The sequence below is a fragment of the Arthrobacter sp. 210 2 genome (genome assembly GCF_059093025.1).
This window is the reverse complement of the sequence record NZ_JBNHIE010000021.1, coordinates 1-15,010: the sequence shown is the minus strand read 5'-3', so window position 1 is coordinate 15,010 and position 15,010 is coordinate 1. Positions and strand designations below refer to the sequence as shown.

The 15,010-nt window shown below is 61.8% G+C and carries 11 protein-coding genes; all 11 read right to left on the bottom strand.

All coding sequences use genetic code 11. The features are described from left to right. Positions 1-936 precede the first annotated feature (936 nt). The 11 genes from AC5RWA_RS21475 to AC5RWA_RS21425 all read right to left on the bottom strand — a co-directional run bounded on the left by AC5RWA_RS21475 (position 937) and on the right by AC5RWA_RS21425 (position 14,487). Complete coding sequence (locus AC5RWA_RS21475; protein WP_494058997.1) at positions 937-2,439, bottom strand: NAD-dependent succinate-semialdehyde dehydrogenase; 1,503 nt, start codon at positions 2,437-2,439, stop codon at positions 937-939. 60 nt (positions 2,440-2,499) lie between these two features. Beyond that, positions 2,500-4,173, bottom strand: coding sequence for a thiamine pyrophosphate-dependent enzyme (locus AC5RWA_RS21470; RefSeq protein WP_494058996.1), 1,674 nt, complete (start codon positions 4,171-4,173; stop codon positions 2,500-2,502). Between the two features lie 218 nt (positions 4,174-4,391). After that, a complete protein-coding gene (locus AC5RWA_RS21465) occupies positions 4,392-7,247 on the bottom strand; it encodes an FAD-binding and (Fe-S)-binding domain-containing protein (protein WP_494058995.1) in 2,856 nt (951 codons plus the stop codon). Between the two features lie 196 nt (positions 7,248-7,443). After that, positions 7,444-8,364, bottom strand: coding sequence for an alpha/beta hydrolase (locus AC5RWA_RS21460; RefSeq protein ID WP_494058994.1), 921 nt, complete (start codon positions 8,362-8,364; stop codon positions 7,444-7,446). 259 nt (positions 8,365-8,623) lie between these two features. Next, positions 8,624-9,451: a DUF6282 family protein gene (locus AC5RWA_RS21455; RefSeq protein WP_494058993.1), complete on the bottom strand. Its 828-nt coding sequence runs from the start codon at positions 9,449-9,451 to the stop codon at positions 8,624-8,626. Then, complete coding sequence (locus AC5RWA_RS21450) at positions 9,451-10,296, bottom strand: nitrilase-related carbon-nitrogen hydrolase (protein WP_494058992.1); 846 nt, start codon at positions 10,294-10,296, stop codon at positions 9,451-9,453. The genes AC5RWA_RS21455 and AC5RWA_RS21450 overlap by 1 nt, the downstream gene beginning before the upstream one ends. Beyond that, positions 10,289-11,254, bottom strand: coding sequence for a glycine betaine ABC transporter substrate-binding protein (locus tag AC5RWA_RS21445; RefSeq protein WP_494058991.1), 966 nt, complete (start codon positions 11,252-11,254; stop codon positions 10,289-10,291). The genes AC5RWA_RS21450 and AC5RWA_RS21445 overlap by 8 nt, the downstream gene beginning before the upstream one ends. A 30-nt stretch (positions 11,255-11,284) precedes the next feature. Beyond that, positions 11,285-12,052, bottom strand: a complete 768-nt coding sequence (locus AC5RWA_RS21440) for an ABC transporter permease (protein WP_494058990.1) — start codon at positions 12,050-12,052, stop codon at positions 11,285-11,287. Then, on the bottom strand, positions 12,049-13,047 hold the full coding sequence (locus AC5RWA_RS21435; protein ID WP_494058989.1) for an ABC transporter ATP-binding protein: 999 nt from the start codon (positions 13,045-13,047) through the stop codon (positions 12,049-12,051). The genes AC5RWA_RS21440 and AC5RWA_RS21435 overlap by 4 nt, the downstream gene beginning before the upstream one ends. Continuing rightward, entirely contained in the window at positions 13,040-13,693 is a 654-nt protein-coding gene (locus AC5RWA_RS21430) for an ABC transporter permease (protein ID WP_494058988.1), read from the bottom strand. Before AC5RWA_RS21430 ends, AC5RWA_RS21435 begins: the two co-directional genes overlap by 8 nt. After that, entirely contained in the window at positions 13,690-14,487 is a 798-nt protein-coding gene (locus tag AC5RWA_RS21425) for an IclR family transcriptional regulator (RefSeq protein WP_494058987.1), read from the bottom strand. The genes AC5RWA_RS21430 and AC5RWA_RS21425 overlap by 4 nt, the downstream gene beginning before the upstream one ends. Positions 14,488-15,010 lie beyond the last annotated feature (523 nt).

Genomic DNA, 15,010 nt, shown 5'->3' with positions numbered 1-15,010 from the left:
CCAACTACAAATCAGTTATTCTCTTGAGAAGTGCCGTCCGGACGGCGGCATGACGCTCATCCCAGGGATCCATTTCCCCATAAACCGTGAAGAGCCAGTTCACCGTTGTCCCTGTACGTCTCGATCCCAATGCGGATAATCCCGCGATCGGGTTTCGACTTTGACCGGCGCGCTTCCACGACTGTGAATCTTGCAGGTGAGGGTATCTCCAAGCCGGACGGGACTAAGCCATCGCACATCGTCAGCTCCCAATCCGCCCCAGGCTCGCATCTTGGTTCCAGTATGAGGTGACAGAATTACACCACCTAGCCAAGTCCAGACTGACGAGCTTTCACTCCTGCCTTACGTCAGGTTGCGGTGTGCCCCAACTGGACGAGCCTCCGCCCGTGCCCGCTTCCCCGGATTTTCCAAGTTCGAGCCCGGGTACACACAAGGCTCGAAGGTGGACACGCCGCGCTCTTCGATAACTTGCCAGCGTTGACAGGCTGAGCGAGCAACCTTCTGCCTGCCGTTGCTAGCTGTTTTGCTGCAGGCGCCAGACCAGTACGTCTTCGGTACAGGTAAATAGTTTGCGTCCGGCGCCCGCGTCCTGGTGCAGCCAGAGGATTAGACCGTCTTCAGTTACAGCGTCAACACGACCGGAAATTTCAGGTTCGTGGTCTTGGACGATGGCAACCCTGTCTCCGGATACGAGCATGGTCCAGTCCTGAATGTAGACGGCATCATTGGGAGGCAAGGATCTTGTGCTTCGAACTTCCGCAGGGCGTGGTGGACGTAGCAGGGGTCGCCCTCGGGCCATGATCTTCCTCCTTTAATAGTCACGACTGGGTTGGCAGGCTTACGAGTCCTAGTTTTGAAGCGGTCTGGGTCTTGCAGGCGAACCATGGAGAAGGCACCGAACGGCCCCGTGAGTTGACCCCATGGGGCTCGTCGGCCTTAGTTCGCGTAGGGGTCGTTGATGCCGATGTATTGGGTGGTGGTGTATTCGGCGATGCCTTCGGTGCCGCCTTCGCGGCCGAGGCCTGATTGTTTGACGCCGCCGAAGGGTGCGGCGGCGTTGGAGATCAGGCCGGCGTTGAAGCCGACCATACCGAATTCGATTTGTTCGGCCACCCGCAGGAGCCTGTTGAAATCCTTGCTGTAGAGGTAGGACGCGAGGCCGTACTCGGAGGCGTTCGATAGTTTTATGGCTTCGTCTTCGGTGGTGAAGGTTGTTACGGGGGCGACGGGTCCGAAGATTTCCTGGCCCAGGATTGCTGCGTTGTTGGGCACGCCGCCGAGGACGGTGGGCTGGTAGAAGTAGCCGGGTCCGTCAACGGGGGCCCCGCCGGTGATGGCAACTGCTCCGGCGTCGACGGCGGCGGTTACCAGGGCGTGGACGTCATCGCGGGCCCCTGCGTCGATCAGCGGGCCCACTTTCGTTTTCGGGTCGGTGCCTCGGCCGGTGGTCAGGGCGCCCATCGCGGCGGCGAACTTGGCCGTGAATTCCTGGGCCACCGACTCGTGGACGAGGAAGCGGTTGGCGGCGGTGCAGGCTTCGCCCATGTTCCGCATCTTGGCAGCCATGGCCCCTTCGACGGCGGCGTCCAGGTCGGCGTCTTCGAACACGATGAAGGGTGCGTTGCCGCCGAGCTCCATCGAGGTCCGCAGCACGTTTTCTGCGGCGTCGGCCATCAGTCGTTTGCCCACCGGGGTGGAGCCGGTGAAGGAGACCTTGCGCAGCCGGGAGTCTTTCAGCAGCGGTCCGGAGATGCCGGAGGCCGACGAGGAGGAGACGACGTTCAGCACTCCCGGGGGCAGCCCGGCGTCGAGCATGGTTCGAGCGAAGTACTGGGCGGTCAGGGGTGTGAGTTTGGCAGGTTTGAGGACCATGGTGCAGCCCGCGGCCACAGGGGGGGCGACTTTGCGGGTGGCCATGGCGAGGGGGAAGTTCCAGGGTGTGATGAGCAGGCACGGGCCCACGGGTTTGTGCTGGACCAGGATTTTGTTTTTTCCCTCGGGGGTGGTGAGGTAGCGGCCGTAGTCACGGACCGCTTCTTCGGAGAACCAGCGCAGGAACTCCGCGCCATACGCTACTTCACCGCGGGCTTCGGCCAGGGGCTTGCCCATTTCCAGGGTCATCAACAGCGCGAAGTCCTCGGCCCGTTCTGTGACCAGGTCAAAGGCCCGCCGCAGGATCTCGGCCCGCACCCTGGGCGCGGACCGCGCCCAGGAAGCCTGGGCGGCGTCCGCTGCGTCGAGTGCGGCGACAGCATCATCGCTGGTCGCTGAAGCCAAGGTTGCCAGCACCTCTGAAGTGGCGGGGTCATGGACATCGAACGTGCCGCCGTCGGAAGCATCCCGCCACTGCCCGCCGATCAACAGGCCGGTTGGGACTGAGGCAAGCAGCGCGGCCTCACGCTCGGGTGAGATGGCAGGGGAAAGCGCAGAAACAGTCATGGGAAGTCCTAGAGGTTTGTCAGCGGAACGGGTTTCAACGAAGCTCAGCCGGCGGCGGCGTCAGTAGGCCTTGACCCTTTGTTGCACGACGAGGTGGATGAGTGCGAAGGCATGGTTTTCATCGATGGCTTTGAGCGCTGCTTTGACGGCGGCGGGGATCTCGATGTCTTGTTCGACTTTGATGCCGAAGCCGCCGAAGGCTTGTGCCATGAGCGCGAATTCCGGGTTTTTCAGTTGGGTTCCGGAGACCCGGGCAGGGTAGTGGCGTTCCTGGTGGGTGCGGATGGTGCCGTATTCCTGGTTGTCCATCACGACCACCAGGGGAGTGGCACCGTACTGCGCGGCTGTGGCGAGCTCCTGGCCGTTCATGAGGAACTCGCCGTCCCCGGCGATGGTCACAATGCGCCGGCCCGGGTATTCCAGGGACGCTGCGATGGCGGAGGGGACGGAGTAGCCCATGGATCCGTTGCGGGCGCTGATCATGGACGCGTAGCGCTGGGTGGGGAAGTAGCGGTGGGCCCAGTTGGTGTGCTCCCCGGCACCAAGGGTGATCATCGCGTCGGCGGGCAGGGTGGGCACGAGGTTGGCCATCAGGGTGTCCATCCGGGCGGGACCGTTTGTCGGATTCGCCGGGGGGAGGGCGGAGAACGCTTCTTGTTCGCCGCGCATTCGTGCTGTCCAGGTTTTCCATTCGTCCTTGACTGGAAGGTCGATTTTGGCGAGGTCGCGGATGAACACGTCTGGTTTGGCGACGATCTGATAGGACACTGGTCCGGACCTGCCGCGGAGTGAGGGGTCGATGGTGACGAGGAAGTTCTTTTTGTTCCAGTCCTGCCGGCAGAGGAACCCGTCGGTGATGACGTCACCGGGAACGGTTCCAACGAAGATCAGGAGGTCTGTTTCTTCGAGCAGGTCGTATGTGGGGCGCGGACGCCCGTAGCCGATGGGGCCAACGTAGGAGGGGGAGTCAAAGGGGACTGTGCCCTGGGTCCGCCATTCAGCGGCTGCGGGGATGTGGTGCTTTTCCAGCCATTGCGTGAGCTGGTCGGCCCCTTCCTGTGTCCAGTCGTTGCCGCCGGTGACGAACAGCGGCTTGTTCGCGGCGGCAAGAGCTGCGGTGAGGGCTTGGGAGTCTGTTGTCGTCATGCCGCCGGTGGCGACCGGGATCGGTGGGTGGAGTTCGGCTGGGATTTGTTGGCGGATGATATCTTCGGGAAGGCCGATAACGACAGGCCCGGGTCTGCCGTTCATGGCTGCGAATAGGGCTTCGGCGACGATTTCGGATGCGCGTTCAGCGTGATCGAGAACCATGACACGCTTGGCCCCGGTGTCGAACCAGGCTTTGATGTCGAACTCCTGGAAGGCTTCCCGGTCCCGGTGTGCGAAGGGGATCAGGCCTACAAACAGGACCATGGGGGTGGAGTCCTGCCACGCGGTGTGAAGGCCGACGTGGGCGTTGGCAGCGCCCGGGCCGCGGGTAACCATGGCAATGCCCGGCGTCTGGTTCATTTTGCCGTCTGCTTCAGCCATGTAGGTGGCGCCGCCTTCGTGCCGGCAAACAACCGTATCGATGGGGGAGTCGTGGAGCCCGTCCAGGACGTCCAGGAAGCTCTCACCCGGGACGACGTGGGCGCGTTTGATCCCGTGCGTAACCAGAGTGTCCACGATGACGTGTCCGGCCGATTTAGTGGACTGATTTTCTTTTTTCGCTGTGGACTTGGTGTGATCGCTCATCGTCGACGTCATTGCCTTGTGACCTTCATGGTTTGTTCGATTATGTTGTGGAGTTATTGCTGGTTGCTTCTTTGCCCGCATGTACCCAGTTGAGCCGTCAGCCGACGTGGCAATTGGGCGAGAGAAGCTGTATGCCCTGCCTTGGAGTAACCGGGTTCAGCGCACTTGCGGTGCCCGGAGGGCTTGCCGATAGTGCGGCGGGTATGGCATGCAAAGGATCACTCGTCTGCGCTGTCCAAGGCTTGGAGCATGATTTGGGCGAGGTGCACTCCATCAGCGGAGGTTCCTTGCGCGATCTGTGTCCGGCAGGAAAAGCCGTCAGCGAGAACAATGGTGCCATCCGATGCGTTGCGGATGGCCGGGAACAGTTCCCGCTCGCCCAGAGTTTGGGAGATGTCGTAGTGGCCTGGTTCGAAGCCCCAGTTGCCGGCCAACCCGCAGCAGCCTCCCCCGATGACGGTGGTGTTGACGCCGAGTTTTTCCATGACGCTGAGTTCAGGGTCGTATCCAAGGGCTGACTTTTGGTGGCAGTGCACCTGGCACAGCGCTTCCGCAGGCCCTTCATCACTGGACAGCTTCCCGAATGGCCAAGGCTTGCCGTCTTTGAGGTGCTGGGCCGTGAAGGAACCGAGGGTCTGGGTGAGTTTGGATGCGAGGGCGGCGCGGTCATCGTCTGGGAGCAGTTCTGTGATTTCGTCCTGCAGCATGACGGTGCAGGATGGTTCCAGGCCGATCACGGGGTATCCGGCCCGCAGAAGGGGTTCCATGACATCGAGGGTGTCCCGCAGGACCTTCTTGGTCATGTCCAGCTGCCCGGTGGAGTGCCAGGTGAGGCCGCAGCAGACATTGCCCATTGGCATCAGGACGCGGTATCCCATTGCTTCCAGGACGTCGACGGCTGCCTTTCCTGGCGCGTCCGCTGAGAAGTTGGTGAACGTGTCCGGCCAGATGACCACCGACTCTCGGGTGTCTTCGACTTCCGGTGCGGCTGAGCGCCTGCGGCGGAACCATGTTGTCAATGGTTGAGGGGCGAACGTAATCATCCGCCGCTTCGTCTCGATACCGCCCAGGCGCTTGGTCATTTCCTCGACGGGGCGGAATGATTCGATGCGGTTGATAAGGCGGAAGGCGAAGGGGATGCGTTCGGTGATACGCATGAGGTAAGGCATCCAGCCCATGGTGAAGTGGGCCATCGGGCGTCGGTTCTTGCCGATGAAGGAAAGCAACCCGTGGCGGTAGTGGTGGTGGAGGAATTCGGCTTTGTAGGTGGCCATGTCGACGTTGACAGGGCATTCGGTGGCGCATGCCTTGCAGGACAGGCACAGGTCAAGGGCTTCGAGGGTTTCCTTTGATTTCCACCCGTCGGTGATGCTTTCGCCCCGCAGCATTTCTGCCAGGGAGCGTGCGCGTCCCCGGGTTGAATGGACTTCGTCTTTGGTGGCCTGGAATGACGGGCACATGGCGCCGGCGTCAGAGCGGCACGCTCCCACACCGACGCAGCGGTTCACGGCGCTGGCAAACGAACCCCCGTCATGGGTGAATGCGTGGACGGGTGTCAGTTCAAAGGTACGGGCTCCCGGACCGGGACGGATCCCTTGGTCGATGGGTTCGGGGTCAACGAGCACCCCGGGGTTGAAGAAGCCGTTCGGGTCGAAGATGTTTTTGAACTCGCCAAATGATGTTAGGGCTTCGGGTGTGTAGATGGTTGCCAGCAGTTCGGAGCGGGCCCGTCCATCGCCGTGTTCGCCGGAAACGGAGCCTCCGTAGCGGTGGACGAGTTCTGCGGCTTTTTCGATGAATTTGCGGTAAGCGGCGACGCCGGCGTCGTTGTTGAAGTCGAAGGAGATACGGATGTGGACGCATCCTTCGCCGAAATGGCCGAAGGGGATGCCGGAGAGGTCGCTCTCGTCCAGCAGGTCGTAGAGGTCACGCAGGTACTCGCCAAAACGGTGGGGCGGGACGGCTGAGTCTTCCCAGCCGGGCCATGCTTCCCCGCCTTCGGGCAGGCGGGTGACGATGCCTGCGCCTGCTTCGCGGATGTTCCAGAGGGCTTTGGCGAGGGGACCTTCGGGCACGACGATGGAGTCGACGACCTTTTCCGATATCAGGCCGGGCAGTTCAAGGGCACGTGTTTCGGCTTCCTGGAGGGTATCGGCTCCTACTTCACAGTAGAGCCAGCCGCCACCCGCGGGCAGTTCTGATCCGGCTGTTTCCCTGCCTGGTCTGGTTTGGAGGGCTTGGATAAGGTCAGCTCCCATGCCTTCGATGGTGTAAACGCCCGGGAGGCGAAGCTTGGGGGCCGCGGCCGCGGCGGCGAAGACGTCCTCAAAGCCGAGGACTGCCAAGGCGGTGTGTGCGGGCTTGTGGACAAGTTTTACGGTGAGCTCTGTGATGATCCCGCAGGTGCCCTCCGTTCCGGCGAAGGCCTTGGCGGTGTCGAAGCCGTGCTCGCTCAGCAGGTAGTGCAGACCGAAACCGGAAACCTGGCGGGGGAACTGGCCAAGTTCGGTGCGAAGCATCGCCAGATGCCGGTCGCGCAGCGCGGTCAGCGCATCGGTGATCCGCGGCTCAGAGGTGAAGCCCTTGCCGAGTTCTACTTCGCTTCCGTCGTCCAGCATGACCTTGACGGCCACGAGGTTGTCAGCGCTGGTACCCCAGGCCACGGAGTGGGATCCGCAGGCGTTGTTGGCGACCATCCCACCGATCGTGCACCGGGCGTGGGTGGACGGGTCCGGGCCGTAGGTGAGGCCGAATTCGGAGGCAGCGTCGCGCAGCTGGTCGCAGATCACGCCGGGCTCGATGACGGCGGTCATGGTTTCCGGGTCGATGGACTTGATCCGGTTGAAATGCCTGGAGGTGTCGATGATGAGGCCCTCGCCGATGGCGTTGCCGGCAACGGATGTACCTCCGCCACGGGAGACAACCGACCAGCCGCGACTCTGCGCTAAGGCCAGCGCTTCCCGGACTTCCTCAACGGTGCGCGGTTCGATGACTGCTGCCGGGACCCTGCGGTAGATGGACGCGTCGGAGACGTAGGCGGCGCGAGTGGTGAGGTCGTCTCGGATGTCGATCATGGTTCCCGTCCTGGTGTGCTTCTGTGCCGGCTTCGGAGCCGGTTGGCCCGATGCAGGGAAACAGCCGGTGCCTTTGCCCGCCAGGCAATGCGTTCCAGGGCTGGCCGACGGCTGAAGATAAGGGCTGCTGCTGAGGTGAAAAAGAAAGTGTGGTGGTTCCTGCCGGCCCTACAGGGCCGGCAGGAACCATGCCATGTCAGGCAGAAGTGATGCGTGAAGGTGCCGCGCTGGTTTCGAAGGCCTGGTCGAAGAATTCCTGGAGCCGATCGCACATCAGAACGAATTCGGGGTGGTCGCCGTACATGAAGTCGTTGTGCCGGCCCGCCACGGTGTAGAGCGTCTTCGGGGATTCAGCCGCTTCATACAGCGAGGCTGCTTCCTCGAAAGGGTGCAGGGTGTTGTTTTCGCCGTGGGCGATGAACAGCGGTGTCGGGGACAGGTACTTGACCGCCCGCTCCACCTTGGTGTCGATGATGGATTCGGTGAACTGCAACCGGGTGGGGTGCCCGAAACCGTAGACCTGTTCAAGTTCCTTGCCGACGTAGTCCTTGGTGGCGGGGTCCAGCGGGTAGTGATGGAAGGTGTCGGCGAGCTTGGATTCGCCTTCGAGGACCCGGCGGGTGCGGTCTTCCTTGACCTCGTCGAGGATCTTGGTCCATTCATCGTAGGTGTGGATGGACTTCAGCCAACGCTCCCCGTCGTAGAAGCCGTTGAGCGCTGCGACTCCGGCGACGTTCTTTGCCTTTTCCCCGGCCAGAACGACGTTCGCCGCGCCCATGCCCCAGCCGATGAGCCCGATGCGGGAGTTGTCGACCTCGTCCTGGGCCTGCATGAAGGTGATGGCGTTGCGGACGTCTTCGACCTGCTGTTCGATCAGCACAGTGCCTTTGGGGCCCTCGCTGTCGGCCATGCCGCGGTAGTCAAAGCCAAGGCAGATGTATCCGCGCGCGGTCAGGTTCTCGGCGAACATCTTGGGGTAGAAGTTGTTGAAGCCCTGGTATCCGGAGTTCACGATGATTGCAGGGTGGGGACCGGTCTTGGAGAGGTCGTCCGGGTAGTAGATGCTGGCCTGAAGACGGCTGCCTTCGCTGAAGAATGTTGTCTTTTTCTCAATCATGGCTTTTCCTCGTTCTAAGTGTTGTGGTTCGGCGTTATGGCCTGGATGCGCTTTTGTCTCGGTACTTTCTACTGACTAAGTGTTTTTAGCTAGCTCTTATGGGCGCAGGGCCTTTCGACTTTTGGTTAGGTACACAGGCTTGCCAGGCCCGGCAGGGGCCGGGCTGGCTGAGCTGTGAGATTGTAGTGGCGGGTTGCCGGGGCAGCCTCAGGCTGTAAGGAGACCTTCACAAGATGGCCAGGTCTCCTTCCAGAACCCGCTAGTTGGGTGAGAAAAGCGATTCTGGAGTTGTGGAAGCTGCGGCTTCCAGCCAGCGGCGGTCGAGGCCTTCGGCGGCGAGTGTGTCGATGAGGAGCATGAGTGCCTCGGGCGGGGGAGGGGAGGTGGGTTGGCCGGCGTCGGAGGAAAGGATGAGCCTGTCCCCGGCGGCTTCGGCGGCGCGGGCCAGCATGGCTGGGGTGCAGCCTGGCTGGTGCAGCAGCTGGTAGGTGGTGATTTCTGCGTAGCCTCCGCCCTCCACCAGGGTCCGGATTGCATCCGGCTGCAGGCCCGGGACGGTGTAGGAAGGGTGGGTAAACATCAGCCGGTTGATCCCGTAATGGCGGGCTCTTTCGCTGAGCCATCGGCATTCGTCTCCGCTGAGGTGCCCGGTAGCGAGCACCGCGTCGTGGTCTGCGATGAGCGCCAGCACGGTTTCGGTGGCCTCTGTGGCTTTGGTGTTGACGGGGGGAATCGCATAGGTCCGGTTCCCTATTCGGGGTTCATGTTGGCAGAGCCGGGGAAGGTCGGCGGTGTGCTGGGTGTGGGCATCGGCTGTCGGCATCCAGATGACACGGCCGCCGGCGCCGAGAGCCGCTGCAACTGCCGATGGGTTGACGCCCTCGCAGTGTTGATTCAGGGCCAACCCGCCGTAGACGGCTTTGCCCGTGGCGCGGGCTGCTGCGTGGGCGCGCCCCACTGTCGATTCGTAGTGGGCCTTCAGCACGAAACCGGAAAAGTCCGCGGCAGCGTACATTGTGCTGATGTCGTGGTCATCGCCGATACGGTCCAGGACGTCAGGTCCGGCGTGCACGTGACTGTCGAACACTAGAGTTCCTCCTCCTGAGCCAGTCGTGCTGCTTCACGGGCGATAAGGTCGGCCCTGCTTTCCTGCAGAAGCGGCCACTGCCTGCGCAAAGACCGAAGTTCGCCCAGGTCCAGCTCGCAGTCCAGTTCGCCGGGTTCCTGACCCAGCTCTGCCATGACCTCACCGGAAGGGTGGATGACGCGGGACCCGCCCCAAAAATCGTTGCCGTTTTCCCGCCCAACCCGGTTAATGAAGAGGACAAAGGCCTGTGTAGTGACGGCAGCGTGGCGGAGAATGAGGTCCCACGCCTGGTCGGTCGGCAGCCCCACGTTGCTGGTGACGCTGTTGACCGGGATGACCAACACTTCAGCCCCGCCGTGGCCGGCCAGCCACGGCATGGCCGGCTGCCATGCGTCGTTGCAGATCAGTGTTGAAATCCGTGCCTTGGGCAGGTCGTAGCAGTGCAGTCTGCCGCCGGGTCGGAAGTGCTTGCGTTCCTCCCATGCCCGGTAGGTCGGCAGGTACATTTTGCGTTGCACCCGGGCTTCCTTGTTGGTGATCAGGGCCGCGCTGTTGAAGGTGTGGTGGCGGTCTGCTTCGGCAAATCCGACCAGGGCTGCCGGGCCGTAGCTTCCGAGCCGGAGCAGTCGTTCATCATCAACGTTGATGGGCTGGGCCTCTGGGACTTCTCCCAGGTGGTACCCGTGGGTGGCCAGCTCTGCAGTGGTCACCAGATCAAAGTCCGAAGCTGCCTTCACCAGCTTGTTCAGGTGCTCCAGGTTGCCGGAAACGTCCCCCAGAGTTGGGTCGGTTTGCAGCAACCGCACCCTGAGGCGTGCGGCGTCGGGCGTTGGAGTGTCAGGCACCGATGAAGCCTTTCTCGGTGAGCCAGGTCTTCGCCGTTTCCTCCGGGGTCTTGCCGTCCACGTCGACCTTGGCGTTGAGCTGGCGCAGTGTTTCGTCAGTAAGGGCCTCGGCTATTTCGCCCAGCACGTCGCCGACGGCGGGATTTGCCTCGATAACCTCGGTGCGGACGGTCGCCGCAGGGTTGTACGGGGTGAAATACTTTTTGTCGTCTTCAAGGACGGTGAGGCCGAGGGCTTCGATACGTCCGTCTGTGGCGAATACCTCACCGAAATTGCACGGGGCGGCCTTGTCGATGGAGTTGTAGATGGCGCCGGCGGCGAGTTCGGAAACGTTGTTGCGGGGCAGCTTGAATCCGTAGGCGTTCTCCACGCCGGGCCACCCGTCGTTGCGGCCGAAAAATTCGGCTGCTCCGCAAAAACCTGCTGCCGCGGGATCTTTACTGGCCAGTGCGGCGTAGTCGGAGATCGTTTTCACACCGAACTCTTCGGCTTTTTCGTTGCTGACGGCGATGGCGTACGTGTTGTTGGCCGGGGACGGCTTCAACCACGTGATCGCGTTCTTCTCTTCGTCCTGCTGGGCCACTGCCTCGTAAAGCTTCTGCGGGTCCGCAATGGGCTCGGTTTGTCCCAGGTGGGTGATCCAGCCGGTCCCGGTGTACTCCCAGTACAGGTCAATATCGCCGCTGGTAAGGGCAGACCGGACACTGCTGGTACCGGTGAGTCCGCAATTGCGGCTTACTTCGGCCCCGGTCGATTCCAGTGCCTGGGCTGCAACCTCACAAAGAACCAGCTGTTCAGTGAATTCCTTGCCGCCGACAGCGAGCTTAACGCCCTCCAGGTTGCTGTCCTTGGCGAGGGAGCCGCCGGTGACTCCGCTGGGTGGAGCTTCTCCGAGGCTGCAGCCGGAAAGCATAGTGCCGCCAGTGATGGCCAGGGCGAGGATTGTCTTGTTGCGCATAGGGGGTCCTTTTCGGGTTTTCGAGGTAGCTCAGATGCCCTTGGGGCGGTAACGGTTTTCGATGACGCCGGCGAGCGAGTCCACCAGCAAAGCCAATGCGATGGTGAGCAGGCATCCGGTCAGCAGGATCGGCATCCGGTAGAACACGATTCCGCGCTCAATGAGGTCCCCCAGACCTCCGGCGTTCGTGTAGGTGGCGAGCGTGGCCACGCCCACGTTCAGGATCAGTGCGACCCGGATGCCTGCCAGCATGACCGGCACCGCGAGGGGCAGCTCGACGGTGAAGAGGATCCTGCGGGCGTTCATGCCCATGCCTTTGGCCGCATCAATGATGAACGGCGAGACCTGCTGCAGACCGACGATTGTGTTCCGCAGGATCGGCAGCAGGGCGTAAATCACCAGGGCTATGACGGCCATGTTGAAGCCAACACCGAACAGCAAAGCCAGGAGAACGAGGATACCGATGGAAGGTATCGCCTGGCCTGCATTCGCGATGGCAAGCACCGGGGCCCGGAAGTACTTGGCCCACGGACGGCTCAGCAAAATACCGACAGGAACGCCTATTGCAACAACCGTGACCGTGGATACGACGACCAACAGGACATGCTGGTACGCCTTTTCCAAGATGACATCGGGAGCAAGAGCGCGGGCTTCGATGGTGTCCAGATCAGCGGTGGTTATATAGAGAAAGGTCCCCACCACCAGGAGCACCGCTATTGCGGGCATGATCCAGCCGGAATGGTCTTTTCTTCCGCGGCGTCGAGCAGCTGCAGGAAGCCGGGTTGCTGATGCTGTCACTGGACCGCCCCTTGTTTCGCCTGCGCGGTTGCCAACAGCATGTCCTGGACGGTAAGAGTTTCCCCGCCATTCACCTGGACCCGCTCTGCCCCATGCTCGAGCATCTTCTCCAGCACAGCGGCGACCGAATCAGTGGGCTGCACCGTGAGTTCGGCCGGTTGCAGGTCCGAACTTGGTGGGACCTGCAGGTCACCGATGCGCAGCAGCGACAGCCGGCGCAGCGCAGCTCCTTCACCGATGAAGGAGCGGACGAAGTCATCAGCAGGGTTGGTAAGGATTTCCAGGGGAGTCGCGAACTGCGCCAGCCGGGAACCCTCGGCGAAAATGGCGATACGGTCCCCGAGCCGCAGTGCTTCGTCGATGTCGTGCGTGACGAAGACGATGGTCTTGCGGATGCGCTGCTGCAGTTGCAGGAATTCCGCCTGCAGGCGGTCCCGTGTAATCGGGTCGATGGCGCCGAAGGGTTCATCCATGAGCATGACCGGCGGATCGGCAGCCAGGGCGCGTGCCACACCGACGCGTTGCTGCTGGCCTCCCGAGAGCTGCTTCGGGTAGCGGGACCGGTAGCTGTGGGGGTCCAGCCCCACCAGTTCCAGCAGTTCTTCCACACGGGCAGTAATCTTCTTTTTGTCCCAGCCGAGCATGGAGGGCACCAGCCCGACGTTCTGTTCGATAGTCATATGGGGCAGGAGACCAACCTGCTGGATTACGTAGCCGATGTGGCGGCGCAACTCGTCAGGGTTGGCGTGCGTGACGTTCTGGCCATCGATCCAGATTTCTCCCCCCGATGGCTCGACGAGCCGGTTGATCATGCGCAGTGTGGTCGTCTTTCCGCAGCCGGAGGGTCCGACCAGGCAGATGAACTCGCCGCGCTTGATTTCCATGGACAGTGGTGCAACCGACGGGGCGGGGGCACCTTCGTAATGCTTCGAGACATTGATCAGCCGGATCATGGTATCCGTAGAGCCGGTGGCGGAGAGCTGGGCGTTAGACATGTAGTTTTAGACCTCTCGGTGTGGAGATGCGGCCAAGAACGATGAAGAGAAGGTCAAGGATCGCTGCGACGGCCACGATCGCTACGACACCGGCGAGGGCTTCATTCAGGGCGTTGGCTCCGCCGATGCGCGACAAGCCCCTAAAAATAAGTTCACCAAGACCAGGGCCGCGTACGGCCGCACCGATGGCTGCGATGGCGACGACCATGATGGTCGCTACCCGGATGCCGTTCAAAATGACGGGCCAGGCCAGCGGGACGCGAATGCGCCAAAGGCGCTGCCAGGAGCCCATGCCCATGCCGCGGGCCGCGTCAATGACTCCCTCGTCTACGGTTTCGAAACCCGTCACCGCGTTGCGAAGAATCGGGAACACGGCGTAGACGGTCAGCGCCAGCACTGTGGGCACGACACCGAGTCCGAACAACGGAATCATGAGACCGAAAAGGGCAAAGGAAGGAATGGTCAAGATGGTTCCAGCCACAGACAGCGCGACCTTGCGCACCTGAGGCAGAGTCTCCGTGGCGACGGCGATGATAAGGCTGAGCACCGTCGCGAGCACCACTGAAATCATGACGACTTCAATGTGCTGTAAAAGCAGGAAAGTGATTCGCGCCTGGTTTTCGCTGACGTAGTCAAAGAAGTTCATGAAATCCTTCTAAGGTCGGCGTTGGGTCCGTTCTGAGCATTGTGATTGTCCTTGGATCGAGCGGGAGGAGAAGACAGGGAACGACTGAGATACGTCGCCGCCTGGGCAACCTGGCGGCCCACGTGGGTCAGGTTTTCAGCGATGCGGAATGAGGGAGCGGAAACATTGATAGCCGCGACGATTCGGCCGTGAACATCGCGGACAGGCGCCGCAGCCCCGGAAAGGCCATCTTCGAACTCGTCAACAACCAAGGCGTAACCCTGCAGGCGGGCCTTCTCCACCCGTGCCACGACTTCATCGACGCTTGTGGGTGCCTGCGACCCCGGACCCTTGCTGAAGGTCTTTTCAATCAGGGTATGGATCTCCTCCGAGGTGTGGTCAAACAACAGTGCCCGCCCCGACGAAGTGCACCAGATAGGTACAGCCCGGCCCACCCATACGTTTGCCTCGATGACCTGCTGGGGTCCTTCAGAAACAATGGTAAAAACGTCCTCGTTCCGCCGAATGCTCAGGTGGACCCGCTCGCCGAGAACGGTAGCCAGTTGTCGCATCACGGGCGGAGCCAGCAGAAGCAAGCGCTGATCCCCGGCCTGGGCAGCAACAGCGAAAAGCTTCCACCCGAGACGGTGCAGCCCCTTCGTGTCGCGCTCCACCAAGCCCAAGTCCACCAGCGGCTTCAACTGCCTGGAGACACTCGACTTGTCACGCCCCAGCGCTCGGGCAAGACCCGAAACAGTCAGCCCGAGGTCTCCATCCTGGCTGCTGCGGGATAAGGCCTCAAAGATTGCCAGCATCTTCGCAGGTCCTGTGTCTTGGCTCTCATTCACAAAAACAACTGTGGGCCAATGGTGCAAAGAACGCAATTACGGGTTGCAATTTTCGCAACACCTCTTGGGTCCTACTCTCCGGGATGCCCAACAGCTCCCGAGCCGGGTGCTGAAAGAGCTGCTACTAGGAGTTAGGGAAATCGGGAAGGCTAGAGCGGTGGTGAGCCGGCGCTCAGAAGGATGCCGTGCCGTCCGCCTTCCGACACCGAGGTGGCTGGTGCAAGGAGGTAACAGCTGGCCAGGACGATCCCCTCCCGCTGACATTCTCGGATGACCCAACGTAAATCGGCGAAGGCGACCATGGAACTTCTTGCCTTTAGGAGAATGTCCCCGGAAGCATGCATACTAACTTTTGACGTGCTATAGCAGCTAGGACGAGTAATGTCCTTACATGGCTCTTCGTGGTTGGTGGGGAATTGAGTTCGTGTCGTTGAAGACAAGGGGGCCCGTGGCCCTGCTGGGATGAGTGTGTCTAGCATTCAACCTGGAA

Excerpts from the sequence above, each read along its gene's own strand:
- AC5RWA_RS21475 (WP_494058997.1), bottom strand. The coding sequence starts at position 2,439 with ATGACTGTTTCTGCGCTTTCCCCTGCCATCTCACCCGAGCGTGAGGCC.
- AC5RWA_RS21470 (WP_494058996.1), bottom strand. The coding sequence starts at position 4,173 with ATGAGCGATCACACCAAGTCCACAGCGAAAAAAGAAAATCAGTCCACT.
- AC5RWA_RS21465 (WP_494058995.1), bottom strand. The coding sequence starts at position 7,247 with ATGATCGACATCCGAGACGACCTCACCACTCGCGCCGCCTACGTCTCC.
- AC5RWA_RS21460 (WP_494058994.1), bottom strand. The coding sequence starts at position 8,364 with ATGATTGAGAAAAAGACAACATTCTTCAGCGAAGGCAGCCGTCTTCAG.
- AC5RWA_RS21445 (WP_494058991.1), bottom strand. The coding sequence starts at position 11,254 with ATGCGCAACAAGACAATCCTCGCCCTGGCCATCACTGGCGGCACTATG.
- AC5RWA_RS21435 (WP_494058989.1), bottom strand. The coding sequence starts at position 13,047 with ATGTCTAACGCCCAGCTCTCCGCCACCGGCTCTACGGATACCATGATC.
- AC5RWA_RS21430 (WP_494058988.1), bottom strand. The coding sequence starts at position 13,693 with ATGAACTTCTTTGACTACGTCAGCGAAAACCAGGCGCGAATCACTTTC.
- AC5RWA_RS21425 (WP_494058987.1), bottom strand. The coding sequence starts at position 14,487 with ATGCTGGCAATCTTTGAGGCCTTATCCCGCAGCAGCCAGGATGGAGAC.